Genomic DNA, 24,860 nt, shown 5'->3' on the forward strand with positions numbered 1-24,860 from the left:
AGCCACGATATTTGATTGAGGATTTTGTATGTGGTTTAACGGTCTTCTTGACCTTTCGGTGATGCAACTGATTCTGGTTGCCCTGGGTATGACCCACGTCACCATCGTTAGTGTAACCCTTTACCTGCATCGCCATTCGGCGCACAACTCGCTGGATCTGCACCCGGTTCTGAAGCATTTCTTCCGGTTCTGGCTGTGGCTGACCACCGCCCAGAACACCAAGGAATGGACCGCTATCCACCGCAAACACCACGCCAAATGCGAAACCGAGGAAGATCCTCACAGCCCGGTGGTTCTGGGTATCCGTAAGGTACTGTTCGAAGGCGCGGAGCTGTATGCCGATTCCGCCACTGCAGAAACCCTCGAGCGTTATGGCCAGCGCACCCCGGAAGACTGGGTTGAGCGCAACGTTTATAGCCGCTACAGAATGCTGGGCATCACTCTGATGGCGGTGATCGACCTGCTGCTGTTCGGTGTGCACGGTATCTGGATATGGGCCGTGCAGATGATGTGGATTCCGGTGTGGGCCGCCGGTGTGGTCAACGGCATCGGCCACTGGATGGGCTATCGCAACTTTGAATGCGCCGACAACGCCCGTAATATTTCGCCCTTGGGCATCCTGATTGGCGGCGAAGAGCTGCACAACAATCACCACACCTATCCGAATTCCTCCAAGCTGTCCCGCCGCTGGTTCGAGGTGGACATTGGCTGGGGTTATATTCGTCTGTTCCAGCTGTTCGGTCTGGCCAAGCCCAAGGGCTTCAAGCCCATTGCTCATTATGTGCCGGGCAAGCAGAACGTGGATGTTGAAACCGTTCAGGCCATTGCCAACAACCGTTTTGACATCATGCGCCAGTACCGCAAGCGGGTCATGGAGCCGGTGTTGCGCCAGCAGAAGTCGCTGATGGACGACGAGATTCGTCCCCGTTACCGCAAGCTCAAGCAGTTGCTGTCTCGTGAAGTGTCACTGATCAAACCGAAAGAGCAGGAGCACCTGGAAACGGTGCTCGAGCGCAACGCGGTTCTGCGTCAGATCTACGAGATGAGCAACGAGCTGCAGGCGCTGTGGCGCAAGCGCGGCGTAAAGCCTCAGGAGAAGATGCAGGCACTGATGGACTGGTGCAAGGAAGCGGAAGCCAGCGGCATCCGTTACCTGGAAGACTTCGCAGCACACCTGCGGGCCTATTCTCTGCGCCCCGCTGCGTAACCGCTGCCTAGATGTCGGCTGACTCCCCAGCTCTGAACAGACAGTAGGTGACCTGCCCGGCGGACTTCTGCCGGTGCAGGGACCAGCCGTCCGGAACCTGGGGGGTTGGCATCTCGCTTTCATGTTCCACATAGACCCAGCCCCCCGGTCTGACCCAGCCCTGATCTGCGATCAGCGGGAGCAGCGTTTCCAGCCAGCCCTGGCGGAACGGTGGGTCCATGAACAGGATGTCGAAGGGTTCCGCCGGCGGTTGCGCCAGGAACGCATCAACACTCTGGCAAATCACGTCTCCCGACTCCGATGTCAATAACCTGAGGTTACTGCGTAGTGCCTGGGCCAGTGCCGGTGTGTGATCGACAAACACGGTGTGGCCGGCACCGCGTGACAGGGCCTCCAGACCCAGGGCGCCGGAGCCGGCGAACAGGTCGAGGCAGCGGCGGCCGGCCAGGTGGTAGTTCAGCCAGTTGAACAGGGTTTCCCGGGTACGGGCCGGCGTGGGGCGTACCCCACCGGCTTCGGGAAAACGCAGCTTGCGGCTGCGCCAGTCGCCACCGATGATGCGCAATTCACCGCCGTTGCTGCCCGCTCCGGGTGCCGCGCTGCGTGTCTGGCGCCCGCCTTTCTGGTGTTTCGGTTTCTGGCCCATGGGGTGCTGCCTGCCGGTGTCTGATGAATGGCGGTATGGTAACGGAAATTCCTCCGATCGCCATCCGGGGCGTGGGCGCAACCGCCCCAATTCCCGCTGACAGTCTGCTAGAATGTCGGCTTTCTTTTCTCCCGCCCATTTTCAACTGATGGTATGGATATGACCGCAGAGTGGATTGCAATCGGCCTTCTGGGCCTCCTCGTTTTCATTTTTGCTCTGGATCTGGCCGGCAACTATCGCCGGGTGCCCCGCCCGAAGCCGGTACCCCAGAAAAAGCCGGAACCGCAGCCGGGCGCCGAACCGGTTGCTGCGCCCGCTGAGCCGACTGAGGAAGAACCCGCAGCGCCAGTGGCAGAGCCGGTTGCCGACAAGGTCGAGGAGGCAGCGCCCGCACCGGAACCGGTCGCCGAGGAGCCGCCCACCAGCGTTTTCGAACGTATCCGTCTGGGGCTGGGGAAAACCCGTGCCACGTTGTCTTCCGGCCTGTCGGATCTGTTTGCTGTGGGCAAGAAGATTGACGAGGACTTGCTGGAAGAGATCGAAACCACGTTACTGATGGCCGACGTGGGGGTCACCGCCACCTCCGAGATCATTGAATCACTGACCGACAAGCTCGAGCGCAACCAGCTCAAAGATGGCGCCGCGTTGCGCACGGCGTTGCGGGATGAACTGCGCGGGTTGTTGTCCGGTGTGACCAAACCGCTGGAGCTGGATGGCGGCAAGAAGCCCTACGTGATTCTGATGGTGGGCGTGAACGGTGTGGGCAAGACGACCACCATTGGCAAACTGACCAAAAAATTCCAGACCGAGGGCAAGTCGGTGATGCTGGCGGCCGGGGATACCTTCCGCGCGGCAGCGGTAGAGCAGCTGCAGGTCTGGGGTGAGCGTAACAATGTGCCCGTGGTGGCCCAGCACACCGGTGCCGACAGTGCCTCGGTGATTTTTGATGCCATCCAGTCGGGCCAGTCCCGCGGTGTGGATGTGGTGATCGCTGACACCGCCGGCCGCCTGCAGAACAAAGACAACCTGATGAACGAGCTGGAAAAGGTTGTGCGGGTAATGAAGAAGCTGGACGACACCGCGCCCCACGAAGTCATGTTGGTGCTGGACGCCGGTACCGGCCAGAACGCCCTGAGCCAGGCCCAGGTGTTCCAGCAGGCGGTGGGGGTCAGCGGCATTACCCTGACCAAACTGGACGGCACCGCCAAGGGTGGTATTGTGTTCGCTATCGCGCGCCAGTTGCAGTTGCCCATTCGATACATCGGCGTGGGTGAGCAGGTGGACGATCTGCGCAGCTTCGACGCAGAAACCTTTGTGGATGCCCTGTTTGACGACCAGTAACAGCAGTAACGACCGATGATTGAATTCCGTCAGGTCACCAAACGCTACGACAGCGACCATACCGCCCTGCGGCAGGTGAACTTCAGCCTTGCCCGGGGCGAAATGGCGTTTCTGACCGGCCACTCCGGCGCCGGCAAAAGTACGCTGTTGAAGCTGATCATGGTGATGGAACGCCCCAGTGCCGGTGAGGTGGTGGTCGGTGGCCAGGTGCTCAATACTCTGCCCAGGCGCCAGATTCCCTACATTCGCCGCCATATAGGCGTGGTGTTTCAGAACCACCAGCTGCTGTTCGATCGCACGGTGTTCGACAACGTTGCCATGCCGCTGGAAGTGATGGGCGTGCCGGCGCGGGACATCGGTCGCCGGGTACGTGCGGCGCTCGACAAGGTCGGCCTGCTCAGCAAGGAAAAAATGAACCCGCTGCAGTTGTCTGGCGGGGAACAACAACGGGTGGGTATCGCCCGGGCGGTGGTCAACAAGCCGCCGGTACTGCTGGCGGATGAGCCCACCGGTAACCTCGACCCGGAACTGTCTGCCGACATCATGCATCTGTTCGGTCAGTTCAGTCAGGTCGGGGTCACCGTGCTGATCGCCAGTCACGACATTGCCCTGATCAACGACATGCAGCGGCGAACCCTGACCCTCGACCATGGCGAGCTGACTGCCGGGGGTGGCCGTGGCCGCTGACTCCCGCAAGCAGAAAGGCGCTAATCAGTCCAGCTCACCGCTGCAACAGCAGGCGGAAAGCTACCTGGTCCATCACCGCAAGGTGGCCCGCGACAGCGCCGAGCGGCTCTGGCGTACGCCGGTGGCCAGCATGATGACCTGGACCGTGATGGGCGTGGCGCTGGCGCTGCCGGTGGCCTTGCTGTTGCTGTTGACCAGCCTTCAGGGTGTCAGCGCCGGTTGGGAGAGCAGCGCCCGTATCACCGCCTACCTCAGCGAGAGCGCAACGCTGGACGACGCCCGGGCATTGCAGGCCGAGGCGCATGCCGACAGCCGCGTGCTGGAAGTGGAGCTGATCGACAAGGATCAGGCGCTGGCGGAATTCCGCGCTTCCTCCGGACTGGACGACGCCCTGGATTACCTCGAAGGTAACCCGTTGCCCCATACCCTGCTGGTCACGCCGGATGAGGCGTCACGCACCGCCGGTGGCGTGGAAACGCTGGTGACGCGTCTGCAGGGGATGAACGGTGTGGACCGGGTTCAGGTCGACCTGGGCTGGCTGCAGCGCCTGAACGCAATGACCGATCTGCTGGCCCGCGCAGTGTGGGCGCTGGCCCTGTTGCTGGCGGCGGCGGTGGTGCTGGTCATCGGTAACACCGTGCGGTTGTCCATCGAAAACAGGCGCGATGAAATTCTGGTGGCTAAACTGGTGGGTGGCACCGACGCGTTCGTTCGCCGCCCGTTTCTGTACACCGGGGCCTGGTTTGGCCTCGGCGGTGGGGTGGTGGCCTGGGTGCTGTTGCAGCTCTCGTTATGGTGGCTGAGCGGGCCGGTTGAGCGACTGGCAGGGCTGTACCGCAGTGATTTTTCCCTGAACGGCCTGACCTTTGACGGCGCGCTGGCGTTGCTAATCGTGGCGATGCTGTTAGGCTGGCTGGGCGCGTGGGTTGCTGTGAAGCGCCACCTGGACGCCATCGAGCCGGGGGAGATCGCCGGCGGCTGATCCGGGGTTGCGGTAAAACCGTATTGAAGAATCTGTCTTTCGCGGCGTAGTGTGGCAACCAGGGAAGGACAGCGAGGGTTTTCCAGATTGTTGTTTTGTAACGGGTTACTGGGAAACACAAGGAACTTATCAAGGTCTTGGCGGTCTAAGTGACAATTGGTATATTTAGCGGCCGCCAGGTTCGGAGGAAACAAGCATGGGTACGAGTTTACAGCTGATTGACAGACTGGTTCCGGGTGCGAATCTCGAGTCTTACATCCAGGCTGCGAGCCGGATTCCGGTACTGACCGCTGATGAAGAGCGGGATCTCGCCGAGCGTCTTCATTATGAAGGCGACGTAGACGCGGCACGCCAGCTGGTGCTCTCTCATTTGCGTTTTGTGATTCACATTGCCCGCAGCTATTCCGGTTACGGGCTGGCCCAGGCCGACCTGATCCAGGAAGGCAACGTCGGGCTGATGAAGGCCGTCAAACGCTTCAATCCGGAATTCGGTGTGCGTCTGGTGTCGTTCGCCGTGCATTGGATCAAGGCTGAAATTCACGAGTTCATCCTGCGCAACTGGCGCATCGTGAAAGTGGCCACCACCAAGGCCCAGCGCAAGCTGTTCTTCAACCTGCGCAGCCAGAAAAAGCGTCTGGCGTGGCTCAGTCACGACGAGCTCAATGCCGTGGCGGCGGATCTGGGTGTGGAGCCGCGGGTCGTGCGCGAAATGGAAGGCCGCCTGGCCTCCCACGACACCGCGTTCGATGGTCCGATGGACGATGATGACGACAACGCCTATCAGGCTCCGGCGCATTACCTGCAGGACCATCGCAGCGATCCGGCGGTGCAGCTGGAGAACGCGGACTGGTCCGAGGATTCCAACGGCCGCCTGATGCAGGCCCTCGAGCATCTGGACGAGCGCAGCCAGGATATCCTGCGGGAGCGTTGGCTGACCGAGAGCAAGTCCACGCTGCATGAGCTGGCTGACAAGTACGGGGTGTCTGCCGAGCGTATTCGCCAGCTCGAGAAGAATGCCATGAAGAAGATCAAAGCGAGTATGGTCGAAGCGGCCTGACGCTCACGAATTTTTGGTCTTTCTGACGCCACCACGCTGTTTCAGCCTGGTGGCGTTTTTGTTTGTATAATTGATTTCAATAAACCTTGGGGTGGAATCCCCTGCCCACCCACTTCCCCGGCATTTGGAGTAAGGTTCAAAAGCGATGACTGAAAAACAATTGCACATAGCCTTTTTGGGTATTGGTCTGATGGGTGGGCCGATGACTCGGAATCTTCTGGATGCGGGATTTTCAATGACGCTCTGGAATCGCACGGCGAGCAAGTGCGAACCGTTCAAGGATCAGGCCACCATTGCCGACTCTCCGGAACAGGCGGTCCGGGATGCAGATGTGGTTATCACGATGCTGGAAAACAGCGAGGTGGTGGAACAGGTATTGGTCGAGCAGGGTGGAATCACTGCGCTGAAATCCGGCGCGCTGCTGATTGATATGAGTTCCATCCAGCCCTCGGTGGCCCGTCGCCATGCCGGGCTGGCCGCAGAGCAGGGCGCGGGGTATGTGGATGCGCCGGTCTCTGGCGGCACCGTGGGCGCCACTGAGGCGCGTCTGAGTATCATGGCCGGTGGGTTGGAGCAGGATGTGGATCGGGCGCGCCCGGTGTTTGAGGTCTTGGGCAAGTGCACGCGGATCGGGCCGGTGGGGTCGGGCCAGCTGGCGAAGCTGGCGAATCAGGCTATTGTTGGTATCACCATTGGTGCCGTGTCGGAAGCGTTGCTGCTGGCGGCCCAAGGCGGCGCCGATCCCGCTGCGGTGCGGGAGGCGTTGATGGGTGGCTTTGCCGGCAGTCGGATTCTGGAGTTGCATGGCCAGCGCATGATTGATCGGGCGTTTGCCCCTGGCGCCCCGGCGCGGATTCAGCTCAAAGATATGCGGATGATTCTGGATGAGGCCCGCGCCGAGGGGTTGACCTTGCCGTTGTCTCAACAGGTTCATAATGAATACCTGTCGCTGATCGCCAATGGCCACAGCGATGTGGATCACAGTGGCCTGTTGCTGGAACTGGAACACCTCAACGGCACGCTGCTGGGCTCAACCGTCTCGGGGTCAAAAAGCGCTCGCAGCGGGAACAGGGAATAAGCATGCCGAAATTCGCCGCCAATCTGTCGATGCTGTTTACTGAAGTGCCGTTCATGGAGCGTTTCGAGCAGGCCCGCATGGCCGGTTTCAGGGGCGTGGAGTATCTCTTTCCTTATGCCTGGCCGGCGGAGGAGCTTCGCCGGGCGCTGACCACCAATGGGCTCACCCAGGTGTTGTTCAACCTGCCGCCCGGCAACTGGGACGCGGGCGAGCGTGGCATTGCCTGCCTGCCGGACCGGGTGGAGGAATTCCGTGAGGGTGTGGTCAGGGCCATCCACTACGCGCGGGTGCTGGACTGTCGTCAGGTGAATTGCCTGGCCGGAATACGCCCAGCCGATCTGAGCGAAGAGCAGGCCTGGCAGACACTGGTCGCCAACGTGCGCTGGGCCGCAGAGCAGCTTGAGCCCGAGGGCATCACCCTGTGCCTCGAGGCCATCAACTCGCGGGTGGATATGCCCGGCTTTTTCCTCGACACCTCGGCCCGCGTTATCGGTCTGATCGAAGAGGTGGACGCAGACAATGTGCGCCTGCAGTATGACCTTTACCACATGCAGATCATGGAGGGTGATCTGGTTCGCACGTTGGAGTGCCTGATGCCCTGGATCGGCCATGTGCAGTTTGCGGATAATCCAGGTCGGCATGAGCCTGGGACCGGAGAGATTAACTTTTCGAATGTTTTTAACGCGCTGGATGCCATGGGTTATTGCGGTTGGCTGAGTGCTGAATACCGCCCCGCCAGCACAACCACCGAGAGTCTGGGGTGGTTTCGCGATCATCCGTGACCGTCGCCATAGGCGACACCCTCTTACAAGATCGTAACTGGCCGCATTACAAACTTATTCGTACCCTGTTTGTAATGTAACGGCTAACAAGTAATCCGCTATCGGGAGGATAACCGGTGAAAGCGCTGGTAATTGAAGACGATCAGGATGTAGCAAACTACCTTGTCAAAGGGCTGAAAGAATCGGACTTCGTGGTAGACCACGCGGCTGACGGCAAGGAAGGCATGATGATGGCGGCCAGTGAGGATTACGACATCATGATTGTCGATCGCATGCTGCCAGGCATGGACGGGTTATCCATCATCAAGACCGTGCGCGCCACCGGCAACCAGGTTCCGGTGCTGATTCTCAGTGCGCTGGGCGACGTGGACGACCGGGTGGAAGGCCTGCGCGGCGGCGGCGACGATTACCTCACCAAACCGTTCTCCTTCACCGAGCTGCTGGCGCGTATTGAATCGCTGGTGCGCCGCAACCGGCAGTCGGCGGAAACCGAGACGGTATTGCGGGTGGCGGATCTGGAGATGGACCTGCTGGCGCGAACCGTCAAACGGTCGGGGCAGAACATCGACGTGCAGCCCCGGGAGTTCCGCCTGCTGGAATACCTGATGCGCAACGCCGGTCAGGTAGTGACCCGAACGATGCTCCTGGAGAAAGTCTGGGACTATCATTTTGATCCACAGACCAACGTGATTGATGTGCATATCAGCCGGCTGAGAGCCAAGATCGATAAGGAATTCGAGACTCCGTTGCTGCAGACGATTCGGGGTGCTGGGTACATGCTCCGTGAAACTGCTTAGTCAGCTCCGGACCTCGTCCTTCCAGCTAGCATTGCTGTACATGGTGGTGTTTGCCACCTCGGTGTTTTTGCTGCTGGCGTTCATTTACTGGCGCACCGCCGGCTTTATGACCGCCCAGACGGACCAGACCATTGAGGCTGAAATTGCCGGCCTGGCGGAGCAATACCGCGGCCGGGGCATCAATGGTCTGATTACCATCATCCGTGAACGTGTTGCCCGCGACCCCAAGGCCAAGTCCATCTATCTGCTGACCACCGACGATTTCCTCAAACTGGCCGGTAACGTGGAAACCTGGCCGGAGGGGGCGCGCTCGGAAAGCGGCTGGATCAACTTTACCCTCAACGAATCCGTGGGCTGGCAAGGGCCGGAACGCCTGGCCCGGGCGCGTATCTTTGAAGTTCAGGGCGGTCTGCGGCTACTGGTGGGCCGCGACGTGGACGAACTCACCAACCTGAAACGGGTGATCGAAACCGCCATCAACTGGGGGATGGGCATTACCCTGGCACTGGCCCTGCTGGGCGGCTTCCTGATGAGCCGAAGTACCACCAAGCGCATCGAGGTGATCAACAACACCTCCCGACGAATTATGAACGGTCATCTGTCACTGCGGATACCCACCCGTGGAACCGAGGACGACTTCGACCAGCTGGCGGAAAACCTCAACCAGATGCTGGACCGCATCGTCTATCTGATGGAAGGCATTCGCCATGTCTCCGACAGCATCGCCCACGATCTGAGAACCCCCCTGACACGGCTGCGCAATCAGCTGGAAAACACCCTGATGTCGGTCGATAACGATGAGGCCCGGGAGCAGGCCGGTCGTGCCGTGGCCGAAGCCGATCAGCTGCTGGCCACGTTCAATGCGCTGCTGCGAATTGCGCGTCTGGAAACCCGGGGCAACGCAGCAGATATGAAGCCAGTGTCGCTGGATGAGCTGGTCAGTGATGCCTGTGAGCTATACGAGGCGTTGTCAGAGGACAAGGAACAGGTGTTCCAGCAGGCGCTGGACACGCAGGTGCTGATCGAAGGTGACCGGGATCTGCTGTTCCAGATGGTCAGCAACCTGATCGACAACGCCATCAAGTACACCCCCGAAAAAGGCATGATCCGGGTGTCGGTCCATCGCGACGGCACGGATTCAGTATTCGAGGTGAGTGACAGCGGTATCGGTATTCCGGACGACGAGAAAGATCAGGTTTTCCAGCGCTTTTACCGGGTCGGCAAGAGCCGTTCACTGCCGGGTAATGGCCTGGGGCTGAGCCTGGTCAGTGCGGTGGCGGAGATTCATCAGGGCAGGATTGAACTGGCGGATCATCACCCGGGTGAGGAGTATCCCGGGTTGACGGTGAGCATCCGTATACCGGCGTACAATCCGGTCAAAAAACGGATCCGCGCCGCCCAGGCAGACGGCCCGGAAGGCGCCGGCAACGGGGAGTCGAAGAACGCCCCGTCAGAAGCCTCCCGCGCCTAGCAGGAACACCCGGATCAGTGGCCGGACACGCCGCGGAAGCGGTTCACCCGAGCCATCACCGGGCCGATAACGGCGTCGGTGCGGGTTTCAACGAAGGACAGAATGCCTTCAACCTGTGAGCGGCGGCGATCAATACGTGCCTGAATGCTGTCCCACTCGCCTTCCAGATGCTTCTGCTCAACCATCAGGAAAGCCGCCAGATTGTGGCGGTTTACCTTGCCGGTAATGCCGTACTGGTCCAGGCGGTAGCCCAGGGCGTCCAGGCTGTTCAGTGCGGTGTTCATCAGTTTCTGGGTGTTCATGTCGGTTCCCCGTGTTTGTCGTCAGGAAGATCATAGAATTCTGAGCCTGAACGCTATGCCGATTCTCTAGAGTGCGCAACCTAATCTGCGTTGCACCCTACCCTGACCAAAACGTAATAGCGCAGACAGGACCGTGTAATCCCCCGTGTGCAAAATAGAAACTGTTGAATTGGGAGCAGGCGGTAATAACCGCTTGCTTCCCCCTCCAGCACAGCGCTAGCCTTACCCCGTTATTCAACGGGGTTTTTTTATGTCTCAACGCACAGACCAGTCCACACCGCCCCCGCGGCGCAACCGCTACATTACGCCTCAGGGCGAGCAGGCCCTGCGGGAAGAGCTGCGTTATCTGTGGAAAGAAAAACGCCCGGAGGTGACCCAGGCGGTGCGTGAGGCAGCAGCCCTGGGCGACCGTTCGGAAAACGCCGAGTACATCTACGGCAAGAAACAGCTGCGGGAAATTGACCGGCGGGTTCGTTTTCTCAGCAAACGCCTGGACGAACTGACGGTGGTCGACCGCTTGCCGGACGACCGCAACAAGGTGTTCTTTGGCGCCTGGGTCACCATCGAGCATGAGGACGGTGACGAACAGTGTTACCGGCTGGTGGGCCCGGACGAGTTTGATCTGGGGCGAGGGTACCTGAGCATCAATTCCCCGATGGCGCGGGCGCTGATTGGTAAGCGCCTGGACGATGAAGTCGGCGTGCGCACGCCGGACGGCTGGCAAACGGTGGTGGTCACCGCGATCCGCTATGAGGAGCCCACACAGGACGCGTGAAAACCGTCACAAACCTGACGACTGGCCGGGTGTTTAGTCGCCTTAGGCGATAGACTGATCAAAATTTGGCAAATTGATCGGTTTCTGGCAGTCGCGTCGTGCCGTCACCCAGGGTGAAACGACCAGGCTGCCGTCATAAGGCGGATGGTATGGATGCGCGCACGCTCTCGACAGTAAACGGTGTTACAGCAAGGGTTGGCCCGTTGCTGACTCTCACGCTCTCCCTGGCCGTCGCCCCGATGCTGGCGGCACAAGCCCCGGTGGCCGGGGGCGAAGAAGGGCAAGCGGCCTTCGATTATCGCGAACGCTCAACGGTCGACACGATTCCGTTCCGCTCCATGGGCGAGGAAACCCTGGCCAACACCGTCATCGAAGGTGGCCTGCAGGCGCCTGCCGCCGGTGTGCCGGTGCAGCCCCGCACGGATGAGGACTTTTACCTGGACCCACTGGCGCTGCAGCCCCGTGATTCACGTACGGATCTGGGGCGCTTTGAAATCCCGGTAGAGTTCCGGTTCAGCAATCCTAAATCAATTCCCGGGCAGACCCACAGCAACAACTACATCATCCGCCCGCCGGAGAATCGCACCTACGACACCCAGAACATCAATATGACCGGCCGTTAGGCGGCGACGATCTGTTCTGACGGTGTTTTCCCCAGCACATCCTCGTAGAAGAAGGTCAGGGCCTGGCTGGCCTGATTCAGTCTTGCCCGTGACAACTGGATCCGGTCCTTCAGATAGCTGAGAAACAACTGGCGGTCGGCCGTGGCCAGATTGTCCGGATCCTTCAGGCCGTGAAACAGCACGAAGCGGGAAATCCAGTGCAGGTAGGTCTGCTCGGCGCGCTGGTTGAGATCGTGTTTGCGGATGGCGTCGTTAACGCGGCCAACAAGGCCCGGCTGGGATTGTTCCAGCGCCTCGGTCATGTTCATGGTGGAGCTTCCAGATGCGTCGTTGTTGTTATCGTGCGCGCATCTTATGACAATCGTTTGAATGTCGCAAAAAACTTTCCGGGCGGGACAGATCGCGGGGCCCGGGCAGACAGCAGCGGCTGTACCCTGGGCCCCGAAAGCCGGTTTATTTCACCGAGTTGAGCTTGTCGATGTACTTCTGCATGGCTTCGTCGCTGGAGGTGCCCTTGAGCTCCGCCCACGCGTCGTATTTTGCGCGGCCCACGAAATCCATCATGCCCGGGCGTTTGCCGCTGACGTCGCCTGCGGTTGCCTGCTTGTACAGAGCGTAGAACGCCAGTTTCATTTCATTGGAAGGCTGAAAGTCGCCCTCGGCCGACTGGATGTAGTTCACGGCTTCGTCGAATTGGGTTTTCAGGTCACTCATCACGGGTTCCTTGTATTGTTGGGGAGCGTCCGTTATTGACGGTCTTGCGGAGTATAGCCAGAGCCGCGTGGATCGTCATTGACTGATCTGCCTTGGCAAAACTTTGCCCAAGCGCACATTTCGACCAAAAGCTGGCCAATTTTTGCTTGAGCGGAAAGTGAATCGTGTGTAAGGTTTCCGCCGTTGTGAGCCAGGACGGTTCGCACCAGGGATTGAACTACTGCAAATGATTTGCACAGGGAGCAAGCGCATGTCTTCAAAAGACGGTTCCGTCGCGCCTAAAGAGCGCATCAATATCAAATACGTCCCCGCCACCGGTGACCAGCAGGCAGAAACTGAGCTGCCGCTAAAAATGTTCGTGGTTGGCGATTTCAAGGGACAGCCCGAAGAAACCCCCATCGAAGACCGTAAAGCCATTTCCGTCGACAAGAACAACTTCCGTTCTGTGATGAAAGAGGCCGGTCTGAGCCTGACCACGTCCGTATCCAACAAGCTGGAAGACAACGCCGACGAACTGCCGGTGAACCTCGAATTCCAGACGCTGGACGACTTTTCCCCTGACAGCATTGCCCGCCAGGTGCCGGAGCTGAACAAGCTGATCGAGCTGCGCGAAGCGCTGGTAGCCCTTAAAGGCCCGCTGGGTAATGTGCCGTCATTCCGCTCCAAGCTGCAGGAACTGCTGGACAACGAAGACGCCCGGGGCAAGCTGTTGGCCGAACTGGATCTGGCCACAGAAAAAGCCGAGTAATCCGAAGGCTCGCAATTCATTCTCGAGTAAAATCAAAACGTACTGAAGGGATGTAGTATGTCTGATACTGCCGTGCAGCAATCGGCTGCCTCCGAATCCGTAGCAGAAGGGTCCTTGCTGGACCAGGTCATGGCCAACAGCCGTATGGCACCGGCCGACGAAGGCTACGATGTGGCGCGCAAAGGGGTGGCAACCTTTATTGCCAACCTGCTGAACAGTGAAGAGAAAGGCCAGCCGGTCAACAAGGCGCTGGTGGACCAGATGGTGGTTGAGCTGGATCGCAAGATCAGCGCCCAGATGGACGAAATCCTGCACGCACCCAAGCTGCAGGAACTGGAATCGTCCTGGCGTGGCCTGAAGCTGATGGTTGATCGCACCGACTTCCGCGAAAACATCAAGGTGGACATTCTCCACGCCACCAAAACCGAACTGCTGGAAGATTTCGAGTTCGCACCGGACGTCACCCAGACCGGTTTTTACCAGCACATTTATTCCACGGAGTACGGTCAGTTCGGCGGTGAGCCGGTTGGTGCGGTGGTGGGTAACTACGCGTTCACCCCGTCCACCCCGGACATGAAACTGCTGCAGTATGTGTCGTCTGTCGGAGCGATGGCCCACGCGCCGTTCCTGTCCTCGGTGGCGCCGTCGTTCTTCGGCGTCGACAGCTACCAGGAACTGCCGGCCATCAAGGAACTGAAAGCGGTTTTCGAAGGCCCGAAATACGCCAAGTGGCGTTCCCTGCGTGAGTCCGAAGACGCCCGCTACCTGGGCCTGACCTCGCCGCGCTTCCTGCTGCGGGTGCCTTACGACCCCACCGAAAACCCGGTACGCAGCTTCAACTACAAGGAAGAAGTGTCCGCCGACCACGAGCATTACCTGTGGGGCAACACCGCCTACCTGCTGGCCACCCGCCTGACCGAAAGCTTCGCCAAGTACCGATGGTGCCCGAACATCATCGGTCCCCAGAGCGGCGGTGCAGTGGAAGACCTGCCGGTGCACCTGTTCGAATCCTTCGGCCAGCTGGAAGCCAAGATCCCGACCGAAGTGCTGATCACCGACCGTCGCGAATACGAAATGGCCGACGAAGGCTTTATCGCCCTGACCATGCGCAAGGGCAGCGACAACGCGGCGTTCTTCTCCGCCAACTCGGTACAGAAGCCCAAGCAGTTCCCCAACACCAAGGAAGGCAAGGAAGCGGAAACCAACTACAAGCTGGGTACGCAACTGCCTTACATGATGATCGTCAACCGCCTGGCCCACTACATCAAGGTGCTGCAGCGGGAACAGATCGGCTCCTGGAAAGAGCGCCAGGATCTGGAGCGGGAACTGAACACCTGGATCCGCCAGTACGTAGCCGACCAGGAAAATCCGCCCGCGGACGTGCGTAGCCGTCGTCCACTGCGCGCCGCGCAAGTGACCGTGTCTGATGTGGAAGGCGACCCGGGCTGGTACCAGGTCTCCCTGGCCGTGCGCCCCCACTTCAAGTACATGGGCGCCAACTTCGAACTGTCACTGGTTGGCCGGCTGGACAAGGATTAATCCATGTTCCATCACCCGGCCAGCGACGGATCGCAGGCCAGTAGCGGCAGCCTGTTTGAACGACTGGAACAGGCCGCCGCGCCGGCCGGCCAGAGCATGGGCGAAGTCACCCATGTGATTGAATCCATCAAACGCCACCTTGTGCGCCTGCTGAATGCCCACCCGGGTAACAGTGCCAGCGTACCGGACCTGGGCCTGCTGGATTTCAACGACGCCACGCTCGGCACCCACGATCTGAGTGTTCAGATCCGCGGCGCGATCCGACAGTGCATTGAGAAGTTTGAACCCAGGGTGAAGCGGGTGGATGTGGTGGCCTTGCCACCGGGTCCGGACCCGCTGCAGTTGAAGTTCCAGGTGACGGTGTATCTGAACATTGCAGGAAGCGATGACAGAACAACGATCGATTTGGTACTGGATGACAAGCGCTACTACAGAGTGATGTAGCTAGTTTGCAGACAAGGATGAGAGTGGGCCCGCCCGCTCGGAGTCAGCGGGGAATGGTGCAGTAGTCTTTATGAAGTTGAATCGGTTTTACAGGGACGAACTCAGTTTTCTCAGATTACAGGGCCGGGAGTTTGCCGATGCGCATCCTCAACTGACCCGTTTTCTTTCTGAGCAAAGCACCGATCCGGATGTGGAGCGCCTGCTGGAAGGCTTTGCCTTCCTGACCGGCAAACTACGGGAAAAAGTCGAAGACGAATTCCCGGAAATCACCCATTCGCTGCTTAACATGCTGTGGCCCAACTACCTGCGGCCAGTGCCCAGCTGCACCATCATGCGTTTTGACCCGCAGCTGCATGCCATCAGTGAGCGCCAGCGGGTGGACCGACACACCGAAATCAAAAGCCGGCCACTGGGCGACGCCACGCGCCAGACCCAGTGCCGCTTCCGCACCTGCCGTGCCGTGGACGTATACCCGGTCAGCGTCGCGGCGGCCCACGCGGAACACTCGCGGGAAGTGTCCTCCGTGACCGTGGACCTGGCTCTGCATACGGACCAGCCACTGTCGTCACTGGGCATGGACAGCCTGCGGTTCTACCTTGGCGGCGAAAGCCACATTGCCGAGACCCTGTTCCTGTGGCTCAACCATTACCTTGAGCGCATTAAACTTGTGGTGGGCGACTCGGTATACAGTATGCCGGCGTCCCAGCTGCAACCGGTTGGCTTCGGCAAGGACGAAGCCCTGTTGCCATATCCTAAGAACGCCTATCCGGGTTACCGCATCCTGCAGGAATACCTTAGTTTCCCCGAGGCCTTCCGCTTTGTGGATGTCCATGGCCTGGCGCGTCGGTTGCCGCCGGTGCAGGCGGATGAGATCAGCCTGCGTTTCCACTTCAGCCGCATCCTGCCGCCGGACGCCAAGGTGCGGGAAGACAATTTTCAGCTTTACTGTACCCCGGCGGTGAACCTGTTCACCCACGAAGGCGAGCCGGTGGATCTGAACGGACGCCAGACCGAGTACCGGATTTCACCCTCCAGCCGCTCCCCGGACCACTACGAAGTGTTCAGCATTGAGCAGGTGGAAGGCTGGCTGGAAGGCCGCTCAGGGCGCGGTGAGCCACGCATCTATACCGCCTTTGAAAGCTTTCAGCACGAAGTGGAGCGGGATCGTGGTCGCACCGCACTTTATTACCGGGTAAAAGCGCGAGACAGCGTTCGTGGTGACGGCTTTGATCATTACATGTCGTTTGTGCGCGGCGATGAATCCGAGTGCATGAGTCGTCAGGAAGCCATCTCCCTGACCCTGACCTGCACCAACCGCCAGTTACCAAGCCAGCTGGCGGTGGGCGAGATCTGCATGGCCACCGAGAGCACGCCGGCCTTCGCCACCTTCAGCAACATTACCCGGCCGACGGCTACGTTGCGGCCGACCCTGGATGGCAGCCTGTTGTGGACGCTGATTTCCAACCTGTCGCTGAACTATCTGTCGATGCTGGACGTGGACGCCCTGCGCACGGTGCTGCGGGTGTACGACTTCCGCGCGCTGGTGGACCGGCAGGCGGAGCGGGTGTCCCAGAAGCGGCTGGCGGGCATTGCGGGTATCGAAACCTCGCCGGTGGATCGCATGGTGCGCGGCCTGCCGGTGCGGGGTATCCGCTCGGTGCTGAAGCTGGATCAGACGGCGTTCGCCTCGGAGGGCGACCTGTACCTGTTTGGCACGGTGCTGAGCCAGTTTTTCGCGCTTTACGCGAGTATCAACGCGTTTCACCAACTGGAAGTGGTGAATACAGACAATCAGGAACGGTACACATGGACGTTACAGCAAGGTCAGCAGCCGCTGATGTAGCCGAGCTGCAACCCGTTCTGGGCAATGCGCGGCGCTACAGTTTTTTTCAGCTGGTGGATCTGATTCACCGGCATCACGGCGACGATCTCGAACGGGCGCAGGACGACCAGCCCCGCCGTGAGCGTATTCGCTTCTCGGCGTCTGCCGGTCTGGGTTTTCCGGGCAGTGACGTGGTCTCGGCCTTCTCGCCGGAGCACGAGCATGCGCCCTACCAGATGGAAGTGAGTTTTCTGGGGTTGCACGGCTCCCAGTCGCCCCTGCCGGGCTATTACCTGGAGGATCTGGCCTGGGAGGCGGGCCAGGATCTGGGCATTCGCCGTCACTTTCTGGATTTTTTCAATCACCGGTTGGTGACCCTGTTCCATCGCTCTTGGCGCAAATACCGCTACTACGTGCGCTTTCGCCCCGGTGCCTCGGACGGTTTTTCTGAGCATATCTTCGCGCTGGCTGGGCTGGGTGATCGCCGTCTGCGGGACGCAACTCCGGTCAACTGGTCGAAGATGCTGGCCTACGCAGGGCTGATGGCGGGTCGCAGCCGTTCGCCGGATGTGGTCAGCGGCATTGTCGGTCACTGTTTCGATCTGGACGACGTCAGCATCGAGCAGTGGGTGCTGCGCCGGGTGACGATTCCGCAGGACCAGCAGACCCGGTTGGGCCGGTCCAATGCGGCGTTGGGGCAGGACACATTGATCGGAGCCGGCGTTCGCGACCGCAGCGGCAAATTCATCCTGCGCCTGCGCAATCTGGATCGTCAGCGCTTCGCGGATTTCCTGCCCAACGGCAAAGATCATCAGCGTCTGGTGAAGCTGGTGGAATTCACCACACGGGAGCAGCTGGCTTACGACCTGGAATTGCAGATGCGCCCGAAAGACGTCAAGCCGATGCAGATGGGCGCGGACGTGCGGCTGGGCTGGAACTCGTTCGTGACGCCGGAAAAGGCACGCAAGCTGCCGGCGGTTCGCCTTCAGATTCGTCGCTGATTACAGAGCAAGGACACAGCAAATGGACATGCGTCAGTCACTGAAACTGCAGATAAGCAACCCCACCGCCGTTGGCAGTGGGCTGTTGCCGGAGCACGAATTTACCACCGCCGGTGGCTCCATCGGTACCGCCACCAGCGACACCTGGCGGTTGTCGGCCCATCGTACCGGGGCCACCGCCGGCCACGCGGAGGTGCGGTTCATCGACGGCGTTTTCTGCCTGATTGACCGCAGCGGTCGCACCTACATCAACAGCGCCAGTCAGCCCCTGGGGCGCGGCCGGCGGGCGAGGCTGAAAAGCGGCGATGTGATCACCATCGGGCGCTACCAGATTCGGGCCGAGCTTGGTGAAGGCCGCCCGGCGGTGGCGGATCCGTTCGCTGACGAGCATGCAGAGGATCGTTCCCTGGTGAACGTGGAAGAAGGCTCGCTGGTCCGGTCAGAACGTCAAATGCTTGAAACCGCGGGTCATGAGCCCCTGCGCGGCCTGGCACCGGCCGCCGGCGAGCCGGTCAGCGATGATCCGCTGGACCACTGGCATGAGCAGGATACACCGGAGCAGGAAACACGGGCAGCTTCGCGAGAGCGGACGCTGCTGGCGGACCGTCCGGAATGGTTCGCCGCGGACGGTGAAGTGACCGATCAATACCGGGAGCATCGCGATGTGGCGATGGGCTTGCCGGTCAGGCAGGGAGAGCACAACAGCATGACGGACCAGACAGCAACGCCAGTGCCGGCGCATTCACACCGGGAAGCTCACAGAGAGTCGGGTGATCACAGCCGCCAGCACATCAGCGGCGCGCCCCTGCTCAAGGGCATGGATACCGAACTCGGCTTTGCCGACAGCGACGAGATGCGGCTGTTTCTGGAAGAAGCCGGGCAGACCCTGAAGGCCACCGTGGAGGGGCTGCTGGCACTGCACCAGAGTGAGGACAGCCGCCATCAGGCCCTGCGCACCCGGTTGCAACCCATTGAAGACAACCCGCTGCGGCTGGGAGAGGACTACCAGAACACGGTACAGACCCTGTTTGCCAGCGAACGCAGCCCGGTGCACCTGTCCGCACCGGCGGCGGTCAGCGAAAGCCTGCAGAGCCTGCGTCATCACCAGCTGGCCACCCGCCAAGCCATCAGCGAGGGGCTGGAAGCGATTCTCCATGCCTTTTCGCCGGAAGCTCTGCTGCGCCGTTTCCACGGTTACCGCCGCGGCCTGCAACAACACGAGGACGAGGGCCATTGGGCCTGGGGCATGTACGAGCATTATTACCGTGAACTGAAATCCAGTCGTCAGCAGGGTTTCGAGCGCCTGTTTCAGGAGGTGTTCGACCAGGCTTACGACCAGCATTTGCGTCAACTACAGAGGGAGAACCTGTTGTGAAATACAGTAAAGGGATTTTACTGACTGCCATTCTGGTGCTGGTGGGGTGCAGTACCCCTTACAACGCCGTCTCGAAAACCGCCAAGGTGCTGTGGGACCCGAATATTCCGGTGGGTTACCCGGAGGACCTGCCCAGCCGTGTGGATCTGACCATGCTGGCGGAACCGGATGTGAACCCCAACGAATCATTGGCGCCCACGCCGATCGCTTTTCAGGTCATCGAGATGCGCGACAGCTCCATGCTGATGGCGGGTGATTTCGACCAGCTGCTGAGCGATCTGGAGGATTCACTGGGCCAGAATTATATCGATCACGACGACTATTCCCTGGTGCCGGGGCAGTTCCGCTTCATCGAGCCGTTCGAGGTCGACAGCGACACCCGTTTCATCGGCATCATCGCGTTCTATGCCTATCCGAACCTGTCCCAATGGAAGAAGGTGGTCAAGGTGGACCCGATCGGAGGACGCTATCACCTGCTGGTCAACCTGCGTGAGCGGGAAGTGAAACTCAGACGTTCGGACGAATCCTGATGGCTGTTATGAATCGCGTAGTCTGGAGTGACGGGCTGTTCATCAAGCCCCAGCATTTCCAGCAACAACAACGGTACCTGGAACACCAGATCAACGAACGGGCGTTGGCGGTGTCTGACTACCTGTATGGCTTCAGCGACCTGGCGCTGAATGACGAGTACCTGAGCTTCGGTCGCATCGGCCTGGTGCATGCTCGTGGTCTGTTTCCGGATGGCACCCGTTTCAGTCTGCCCCAGGACGACGTGATGCCGGAGCCGCTGGAAATCACCGACGCCTCCGTGGCCAACCAGGTGGTGTATCTGGCTTTGCCACTGGGCAGCGAGGCACTGGCGGAAGTGGAGTGGCCGGAAGCTGCCATTGCCGGTCGTTTCCGCGCCCACAGTGAGGAAATCCGCGACCTGCATTCTATTGACGGCGATGCCCATGCCATTGACGTGGCCCGGGTTGCGCCGCGGCTGATGCTGGAGCGGGATGATCGCAGCGCCTACGCGGCACTGGCCATTGGCCGGATTCTGGAGAAGCGCCCGGACGGCAGCCTGGTGATGGACCCGAACTTCATGCCCACCATGCTCAGCGTGCGCGCCGCGCCCCGCTTGCAGCGGTTTGTCGGGGAAATGGCCGGGCTGATGAAAGAACGTGCCCGCAACATTGCCGAACGGGTCGGCGCGCCGGGGCAGGGCGGCGTGGCGGATGTGGCGGATTTCATGCTGCTGCAGATGCTCAACCGCGCCCACCCCCGCTACATGCATCTGGCCCGGCTGCGGCAGCTTCACCCGGAGCGTCTTTACGAAGCGCTGCTGGAGCTGTGCGGCGAGCTGGTGACTTTTACCGATGAAAGCCGTCTGCCACGGGATTACAGCGCCTACGACCACGACTTGCCGGAGAGTTCGTTCACGCCGCTGATGCAAGTGCTGCGGCAGTCTCTGAGCACGGTGCTGGAGCCGCGCGCGCTGGCCATCCAGCTGCAGGAGCGTCAGTACGGTCTGACCGTGGCACCGATTCAGGACGCTCAGCTGATCGGCAATGCCGAGTTCATCCTGGCGGTGAAAGCCGACATGCCGCTGGACGATTTGCGCAAGCAGTTCACCCAGCAGTGCAAGGTGGCGTCGGTGGAGAAGATCCGCGATCTGATCAGCTTGCAGTTGCCGGGCATTCCGCTGTCACCACTGCCAGTGGCCCCGCGCCAGCTGCCGTACCACGCCGGCTTCGTGTACTTCCGCCTGGACGACCAGAGCCAGGCCTGGCAGATGCTCGACAACGCCAGCGGCTTTGCCTTCCACGTGGCAGGTAGCTTCGCGGGTATGGAAATGCAGTTCTGGGCAATCAGGAGCTAAATCATGGCAGAGGCACAGGTGAAGGATTCACCCTACGGCAGTAGCCCGGGCAACAAGGACACCGGTGGCAGTGCGTTCAGCGATCTGATGTTTGCGGATCGTAACGACTCGGACCGCAGCAGCAATCGTGAGTTTGCCAACGATCAGTTCCAACTGCGCGGGCTGGAAGACAATCGGTTGATCGATGCCGCCACGCCGCTGCTGGGGCTCGTGATCCGGGTGCGGCGGCTGGCGGATTTCCGCGAAGTGGAAACCCTGTACCGGCAGGTGGTGGACGACGTGGCCGCCATCGACCGGGAACTGGTGGAGCAGGGCTACGAGCGCCCCACGGTGGTGGCTTATCGCTACGTGCTCTGCGCCTTCATTGACGAGGCCGTGCTGGGCACCGACTGGGGTGCTCACAGTGTGTGGTCACAGCACTCGCTGTTGTCCCGCTTCCACAACGAAACCTGGGGTGGTGAAAAGGTATTCGCCATTCTGTCGCGCATGGAACAGGAGCCCCAGCGCTACCGCGACATGCTGGCGTTCATTCACCTGTGCCTGTGTCTCGGTTTCGAGGGCCGCTACAAGGTAATGACCAATGGCCGTGAGGAATACGAGCAGATCATGCGCGGCCTGCACGAGCAACTGAAGAGCCTGCGGGAAGCCGATGAGGCACAACCGCTGACGGACCCCCTGGCCCATGTGTCACCGGCCCGCAACCGCCTGCGCAGCGGCCTGCCGATCTGGGGCATCGGGGGTCTGTTTGCCCTCGCCATGGCCGGCATCTTCTCGCTCTACAACATGGCGCTGAACGAACGCATCCGGGATGTGCTCAGCGTTCTGGAACAATTACCGAAATAAGGATATCACTGTGATTCGGGTAGAACTGCCGGCGCTGATCGGGCGCCTCAACGACATTTGCCGCCAGGGGCTGGAATCCTCTGCGGCCCTATGCATCAGCCGCCAGGGCGCGGAAATCACCCCGGCCCACCTGCTGTTCAAGCTGCTGGAAACCCCATTTTCCGACGTGCGCCAGATCCTGGAGCACGCCGGCATCAACCATCAGCAATTGCAGCCCCTGGTGGGCGACAGCCTGAACGGCGAACCCCAGACCGCCGAGCCCTATCCGTCATTCTCGCCACTGCTCGTGGACCTGCTGCAGGACGCCTGGCTGCTGGCCTCTGCCGAGTTCGGCCATCAGGACCTGCGCTCCGGTGCCATCTTCCTGGCGTTGCTGCTGAACGCCGACCGCTATCTGATGCCGCAGGTGAGCAAGGCACTGGTCGAGATCAACCGCGAGCACCTGCGCAAGCAGTTCGACCGGGTCACCGAAGGCTCTGTGGAGCGCCCGCAACTGAACGAAAAAGACGGTGGTCAGCCCGCCGTTGCCACCGATCTGGACCCGCTCAAACGCTACGCCACCGACTTCACCAAACTGGCGCGCGAGAGCAAGCTCGACCCGGTGGTGTGTCGCGACGCCGAAATCGACCAGATGATTGATATCCTCTGCCGCCGCCGCAAGAACAACCCCATCGTGGTGGGTGACGCCGGCGTCGGTAAAAGCGCCGTGGTGGAAGGCCTTGCTTTACGCATCGTCAGCGGGGACGTGCCCGAACGGCTGATCGGTGTGGAACTGTGGACCCTGGACATGGGCGCGCTGCAGGCCGGTGCGTCGGTCAAAGGCGAATTCGAGAAACGCCTCAAAGGCGTGATCGAGGCGGTCAAAGGCTCCGCCACCCCGATCATCCTGTTCATCGACGAAGCCCACACCCTGATCGGCGCCGGCAACAGCGAGGGTGGCTCCGACGCCGCCAATCTGCTGAAACCCGCGCTGGCCCGGGGCGAGTTGCGCACCATCGCCGCCACCACCTGGCGCGAGTACAAGAAATACTTCGAAAAAGACCCGGCCCTGAGCCGCCGCTTCCAGCCGGTAGCGCTGGACGAGCCCACACCGGGCGAAGCCGTCCACATTCTCCGTGGCCTGCGCACCGTCTACGAAAAAGCCCACAAAGTCCTGGTTGCCGACAGCGCCCTGAAAGCCGCGGCGGAAATGTCCGCCCGCTACCTCGCCGGTCGCCAGCTCCCGGACAAAGCCATCGACGTGCTGGACACCGCCTGTGCCCGGGTCAGCCTGAACCTCAGCACCCCGCCGCGCCGCCTCAGCCATGTGCGCAGCGAACTGCACCAGATGGCCATGGAACAGGACCTGATTGCGCGGGAACACACGCTCGGTCAGGCCGTGGACGCCGAGCGGGAAAGCGCACTGGCAACCCGCATCGCGGCGCTGAAAGAAGAGTCTGCAGAGCTGGCGCAAAACTGGAACGACCAGCGTGAACTGGTCACCCGCCTGGTGGATATCCGCGAACAGCTGTTGACCGAGGGCGCAACCGTTGAGGAATCGGCTAACGACGAAGTTGAAGCCGTTAACGAAGAGCGCCCGGACCTGAAAAGCGAAGCCGCCGCCATCGAACAGGAACTGGCGGAACTGCAGGCCGACGAGCCGCTGGTCCACGCCCGGGTCGACGCCCGCCAGGTGGCCGAAGTTATCGCCGACTGGACCGGCATCCCGGTTAACCGCATGACCACGGACGAACTGGAAAAGATCACCCATTTGCCGGCGTACCTGCAGGCCCACATCAAAGGCCAGGACACCGCCATTGAGTGCCTGCACCAGCACCTGCTCACCGCCCGCGCCGACCTGCGTCGCCCTGGCCGGCCCATGGGTGCGTTTCTGCTGGTGGGCCCCAGCGGCGTCGGCAAAACCGAAACCGTGGTGCAACTGTCCGAGCTGCTCTACGGCGGCCGCCAGTTCCTTACCACCATCAACATGTCCGAGTACCAGGAGAAGCACACCGTCTCCCGCCTGATCGGCTCACCTCCGGGTTATGTGGGCTTCGGTGAAGGCGGTATCCTGACCGAAGCCATCCGCCAGAAACCCTATTCCGTGGTGCTGCTCGACGAAGTCGAAAAAGCCCATCCGGAAGTGCTCAACCTGTTCTACCAGGCCTTCGACAAGGGCGAACTGGCGGACGGCGAAGGCCGCCTGATCGACTGCAAGAACGTGGTGTTCTTCCTCACCTCTAACCTCGGCTATCAGACCATCGTCCACCACGCCGACGAACCGGAGAAGATTGAAGAGGCCCTCTACCCGGAACTGGCTAACTTCTTCAAGCCGGCGTTACTCGCCCGAATGGAAGTGGTGCCGTACCTGCCATTGGGCGAAGACACCCTGAACCGCATCGTCGGCGACAAACTCCAGCGCCTGGCGGACCAGATCAAAAACCGCTACCACACCGACGTGGTGCTGGAAGACGGCCTGGTTGAAGCCATCCGCAGCCGGGCAACCCGAAGCGAGAACGGCGCGAGGATGCTGGAGTCGATCATCGAAGGTGAGTTGTTACCACCAGTATCGCTGGCGTTGTTGGAAAAGCTGGCGGCAAGAGAACCGGTTAAAAGTGTCACTTTGGGCGTAGAAGAGGAAAAATTCACCGGGGTTGTTGCTTAAGGCAACTGGGAAGTAGCGGGCCCTGTGGTTCGGCTTTCCAAATACCCTGCGGAGCCATGGATGGCGGAGCGGAGCGTACAGGGATGTATTCACAGCGTGTTTTGGAAAGCCGAACCAT

At 60.7% G+C, this 24,860-nt stretch carries 25 protein-coding genes; 21 read left to right on the plus strand and 4 right to left on the minus strand.

The window, feature by feature from the left end; genetic code table 11:
• Window positions 1-28 precede the first annotated feature (28 nt).
• On the plus strand, window positions 29-1,207 hold the full coding sequence (locus R0125_RS13000) for a fatty acid desaturase (RefSeq protein ID WP_317238456.1): 1,179 nt from the start codon (window positions 29-31) through the stop codon (window positions 1,205-1,207).
• A gap of 7 nt (window positions 1,208-1,214) precedes the next feature.
• Here the strand turns inward: R0125_RS13000 and rsmD are convergent, their stop codons facing one another.
• Window positions 1,215-1,853, minus strand: a complete 639-nt coding sequence (rsmD, locus tag R0125_RS13005) for a 16S rRNA (guanine(966)-N(2))-methyltransferase RsmD (RefSeq protein WP_317238457.1) — start codon at window positions 1,851-1,853, stop codon at window positions 1,215-1,217.
• Window positions 1,854-2,012: 159 nt separating this feature from the next.
• Between rsmD and ftsY the strand changes: the two genes are divergently transcribed.
• From ftsY to R0125_RS13045, 8 genes are all read left to right on the plus strand, one after another.
• Window positions 2,013-3,194, plus strand: a complete 1,182-nt coding sequence (gene ftsY / locus R0125_RS13010) for a signal recognition particle-docking protein FtsY (protein WP_248185600.1) — start codon at window positions 2,013-2,015, stop codon at window positions 3,192-3,194.
• Between the two features lie 15 nt (window positions 3,195-3,209).
• Entirely contained in the window at window positions 3,210-3,881 is a 672-nt protein-coding gene (gene ftsE, locus R0125_RS13015) for a cell division ATP-binding protein FtsE (protein ID WP_248185599.1), read from the plus strand.
• Window positions 3,871-4,863, plus strand: coding sequence for a permease-like cell division protein FtsX (ftsX, locus tag R0125_RS13020; protein WP_317238458.1), 993 nt, complete (start codon window positions 3,871-3,873; stop codon window positions 4,861-4,863). Before ftsE ends, ftsX begins: the two co-directional genes overlap by 11 nt.
• 196 nt (window positions 4,864-5,059) lie before the next feature.
• Window positions 5,060-5,920 carry an RNA polymerase sigma factor RpoH gene (gene rpoH, locus R0125_RS13025; RefSeq protein ID WP_248185595.1) on the plus strand — a complete coding sequence of 287 codons (861 nt, stop codon included), beginning with the start codon at window positions 5,060-5,062 and terminating at the stop codon, window positions 5,918-5,920.
• Between the two features lie 145 nt (window positions 5,921-6,065).
• Window positions 6,066-6,998: an NAD(P)-dependent oxidoreductase gene (locus R0125_RS13030; protein WP_317238459.1), complete on the plus strand. Its 933-nt coding sequence runs from the start codon at window positions 6,066-6,068 to the stop codon at window positions 6,996-6,998.
• 2 nt (window positions 6,999-7,000) lie between these two features.
• Complete coding sequence (gene hyi, locus R0125_RS13035) at window positions 7,001-7,780, plus strand: hydroxypyruvate isomerase (protein ID WP_317238460.1); 780 nt, start codon at window positions 7,001-7,003, stop codon at window positions 7,778-7,780.
• 116 nt (window positions 7,781-7,896) lie between these two features.
• Entirely contained in the window at window positions 7,897-8,577 is a 681-nt protein-coding gene (locus R0125_RS13040) for a winged helix-turn-helix domain-containing protein (RefSeq protein WP_248185591.1), read from the plus strand.
• The gene (locus tag R0125_RS13045) at window positions 8,564-10,048 is read left to right on the plus strand and encodes an ATP-binding protein (RefSeq protein WP_248185587.1); all 1,485 of its coding nucleotides are present in this window, start codon (window positions 8,564-8,566) and stop codon (window positions 10,046-10,048) included. The genes R0125_RS13040 and R0125_RS13045 overlap by 14 nt, the downstream gene beginning before the upstream one ends.
• Before the next feature lie 14 nt (window positions 10,049-10,062).
• On the opposite strand, the gene R0125_RS13050 is transcribed toward R0125_RS13045, so the two are convergent.
• Window positions 10,063-10,350: a hypothetical protein gene (locus tag R0125_RS13050; RefSeq protein ID WP_248185585.1), complete on the minus strand. Its 288-nt coding sequence runs from the start codon at window positions 10,348-10,350 to the stop codon at window positions 10,063-10,065.
• 250 nt (window positions 10,351-10,600) lie between these two features.
• Here R0125_RS13050 and greB point away from each other — a divergent pair, with 250 nt between their 5' ends.
• Both greB and R0125_RS13060 read left to right on the plus strand, forming a co-directional pair.
• Window positions 10,601-11,125, plus strand: a complete 525-nt coding sequence (greB, locus tag R0125_RS13055) for a transcription elongation factor GreB (RefSeq protein WP_317238461.1) — start codon at window positions 10,601-10,603, stop codon at window positions 11,123-11,125.
• Between the two features lie 149 nt (window positions 11,126-11,274).
• On the plus strand, window positions 11,275-11,748 hold the full coding sequence (locus R0125_RS13060; RefSeq protein WP_410797644.1) for a hypothetical protein: 474 nt from the start codon (window positions 11,275-11,277) through the stop codon (window positions 11,746-11,748).
• Here R0125_RS13060 and R0125_RS13065 read toward each other — a convergent pair.
• Both R0125_RS13065 and R0125_RS13070 read right to left on the minus strand, forming a co-directional pair.
• Complete coding sequence (locus R0125_RS13065) at window positions 11,745-12,056, minus strand: site-specific integrase (protein ID WP_317238462.1); 312 nt, start codon at window positions 12,054-12,056, stop codon at window positions 11,745-11,747. The two genes, R0125_RS13060 and R0125_RS13065, sit on opposite strands and share 4 nt — an antisense overlap.
• 145 nt (window positions 12,057-12,201) lie before the next feature.
• Window positions 12,202-12,462: an acyl-CoA-binding protein gene (locus R0125_RS13070; protein ID WP_248181703.1), complete on the minus strand. Its 261-nt coding sequence runs from the start codon at window positions 12,460-12,462 to the stop codon at window positions 12,202-12,204.
• A gap of 250 nt (window positions 12,463-12,712) precedes the next feature.
• Here R0125_RS13070 and tssB point away from each other — a divergent pair, with 250 nt between their 5' ends.
• The 10 genes from tssB (at window position 12,713) to tssH (ending at window position 24,742) form a co-directional block, all read left to right on the plus strand.
• Entirely contained in the window at window positions 12,713-13,210 is a 498-nt protein-coding gene (tssB, locus tag R0125_RS13075) for a type VI secretion system contractile sheath small subunit (RefSeq protein WP_317238463.1), read from the plus strand.
• 57 nt (window positions 13,211-13,267) lie between these two features.
• Complete coding sequence (gene tssC / locus R0125_RS13080) at window positions 13,268-14,749, plus strand: type VI secretion system contractile sheath large subunit (RefSeq protein ID WP_317238464.1); 1,482 nt, start codon at window positions 13,268-13,270, stop codon at window positions 14,747-14,749.
• Window positions 14,750-14,752: 3 nt separating this feature from the next.
• Complete coding sequence (tssE, locus tag R0125_RS13085; protein WP_317238465.1) at window positions 14,753-15,193, plus strand: type VI secretion system baseplate subunit TssE; 441 nt, start codon at window positions 14,753-14,755, stop codon at window positions 15,191-15,193.
• Between the two features lie 70 nt (window positions 15,194-15,263).
• The gene (tssF, locus tag R0125_RS13090) at window positions 15,264-17,036 is read left to right on the plus strand and encodes a type VI secretion system baseplate subunit TssF (protein WP_317238466.1); all 1,773 of its coding nucleotides are present in this window, start codon (window positions 15,264-15,266) and stop codon (window positions 17,034-17,036) included.
• On the plus strand, window positions 17,000-18,016 hold the full coding sequence (gene tssG / locus R0125_RS13095) for a type VI secretion system baseplate subunit TssG (RefSeq protein ID WP_317238467.1): 1,017 nt from the start codon (window positions 17,000-17,002) through the stop codon (window positions 18,014-18,016). The genes tssF and tssG overlap by 37 nt, the downstream gene beginning before the upstream one ends.
• A gap of 22 nt (window positions 18,017-18,038) precedes the next feature.
• On the plus strand, window positions 18,039-19,391 hold the full coding sequence (tagH, locus tag R0125_RS13100; protein ID WP_317238468.1) for a type VI secretion system-associated FHA domain protein TagH: 1,353 nt from the start codon (window positions 18,039-18,041) through the stop codon (window positions 19,389-19,391).
• Window positions 19,388-19,921, plus strand: coding sequence for a type VI secretion system lipoprotein TssJ (gene tssJ / locus R0125_RS13105; protein WP_317238469.1), 534 nt, complete (start codon window positions 19,388-19,390; stop codon window positions 19,919-19,921). The genes tagH and tssJ overlap by 4 nt, the downstream gene beginning before the upstream one ends.
• On the plus strand, window positions 19,921-21,255 hold the full coding sequence (gene tssK / locus R0125_RS13110) for a type VI secretion system baseplate subunit TssK (RefSeq protein WP_317238470.1): 1,335 nt from the start codon (window positions 19,921-19,923) through the stop codon (window positions 21,253-21,255). Before tssJ ends, tssK begins: the two co-directional genes overlap by 1 nt.
• A gap of 3 nt (window positions 21,256-21,258) precedes the next feature.
• A complete protein-coding gene (gene icmH, locus R0125_RS13115; RefSeq protein WP_317238471.1) occupies window positions 21,259-22,098 on the plus strand; it encodes a type IVB secretion system protein IcmH/DotU in 840 nt (279 codons plus the stop codon).
• Window positions 22,064-24,742, plus strand: coding sequence for a type VI secretion system ATPase TssH (gene tssH / locus R0125_RS13120; protein ID WP_410797645.1), 2,679 nt, complete (start codon window positions 22,064-22,066; stop codon window positions 24,740-24,742). Before icmH ends, tssH begins: the two co-directional genes overlap by 35 nt.
• The last annotated feature ends 118 nt before the right edge of the window (window positions 24,743-24,860 follow it).

The sequence above is a fragment of the Marinobacter sp. M-5 genome (assembly GCF_032911545.1).
GTDB classification, from domain to species: Bacteria; Pseudomonadota; Gammaproteobacteria; order Pseudomonadales; family Oleiphilaceae; genus Marinobacter; species Marinobacter goseongensis.

Excerpts from the sequence above, each read along its gene's own strand:
- R0125_RS13000 (WP_317238456.1), top strand. The coding sequence starts at position 29 with ATGTGGTTTAACGGTCTTCTTGACCTTTCGGTGATGCAACTGATTCTG.
- rsmD (WP_317238457.1), bottom strand. The coding sequence starts at position 1,853 with ATGGGCCAGAAACCGAAACACCAGAAAGGCGGGCGCCAGACACGCAGC.
- ftsY (WP_248185600.1), top strand. The coding sequence starts at position 2,013 with ATGACCGCAGAGTGGATTGCAATCGGCCTTCTGGGCCTCCTCGTTTTC.
- ftsE (WP_248185599.1), top strand. The coding sequence starts at position 3,210 with ATGATTGAATTCCGTCAGGTCACCAAACGCTACGACAGCGACCATACC.
- rpoH (WP_248185595.1), top strand. The coding sequence starts at position 5,060 with ATGGGTACGAGTTTACAGCTGATTGACAGACTGGTTCCGGGTGCGAAT.
- R0125_RS13030 (WP_317238459.1), top strand. The coding sequence starts at position 6,066 with ATGACTGAAAAACAATTGCACATAGCCTTTTTGGGTATTGGTCTGATG.
- hyi (WP_317238460.1), top strand. The coding sequence starts at position 7,001 with ATGCCGAAATTCGCCGCCAATCTGTCGATGCTGTTTACTGAAGTGCCG.
- R0125_RS13050 (WP_248185585.1), bottom strand. The coding sequence starts at position 10,350 with ATGAACACCCAGAAACTGATGAACACCGCACTGAACAGCCTGGACGCC.
- greB (WP_317238461.1), top strand. The coding sequence starts at position 10,601 with ATGTCTCAACGCACAGACCAGTCCACACCGCCCCCGCGGCGCAACCGC.
- R0125_RS13060 (WP_410797644.1), top strand. The coding sequence starts at position 11,275 with ATGGATGCGCGCACGCTCTCGACAGTAAACGGTGTTACAGCAAGGGTT.
- R0125_RS13065 (WP_317238462.1), bottom strand. The coding sequence starts at position 12,056 with ATGAACATGACCGAGGCGCTGGAACAATCCCAGCCGGGCCTTGTTGGC.
- R0125_RS13070 (WP_248181703.1), bottom strand. The coding sequence starts at position 12,462 with ATGAGTGACCTGAAAACCCAATTCGACGAAGCCGTGAACTACATCCAG.
- tssB (WP_317238463.1), top strand. The coding sequence starts at position 12,713 with ATGTCTTCAAAAGACGGTTCCGTCGCGCCTAAAGAGCGCATCAATATC.
- tssC (WP_317238464.1), top strand. The coding sequence starts at position 13,268 with ATGTCTGATACTGCCGTGCAGCAATCGGCTGCCTCCGAATCCGTAGCA.
- tssE (WP_317238465.1), top strand. The coding sequence starts at position 14,753 with ATGTTCCATCACCCGGCCAGCGACGGATCGCAGGCCAGTAGCGGCAGC.
- tssF (WP_317238466.1), top strand. The coding sequence starts at position 15,264 with ATGAAGTTGAATCGGTTTTACAGGGACGAACTCAGTTTTCTCAGATTA.
- tssG (WP_317238467.1), top strand. The coding sequence starts at position 17,000 with ATGGACGTTACAGCAAGGTCAGCAGCCGCTGATGTAGCCGAGCTGCAA.
- tagH (WP_317238468.1), top strand. The coding sequence starts at position 18,039 with ATGGACATGCGTCAGTCACTGAAACTGCAGATAAGCAACCCCACCGCC.
- tssK (WP_317238470.1), top strand. The coding sequence starts at position 19,921 with ATGGCTGTTATGAATCGCGTAGTCTGGAGTGACGGGCTGTTCATCAAG.
- icmH (WP_317238471.1), top strand. The coding sequence starts at position 21,259 with ATGGCAGAGGCACAGGTGAAGGATTCACCCTACGGCAGTAGCCCGGGC.
- tssH (WP_410797645.1), top strand. The coding sequence starts at position 22,064 with ATGTGCTCAGCGTTCTGGAACAATTACCGAAATAAGGATATCACTGTG.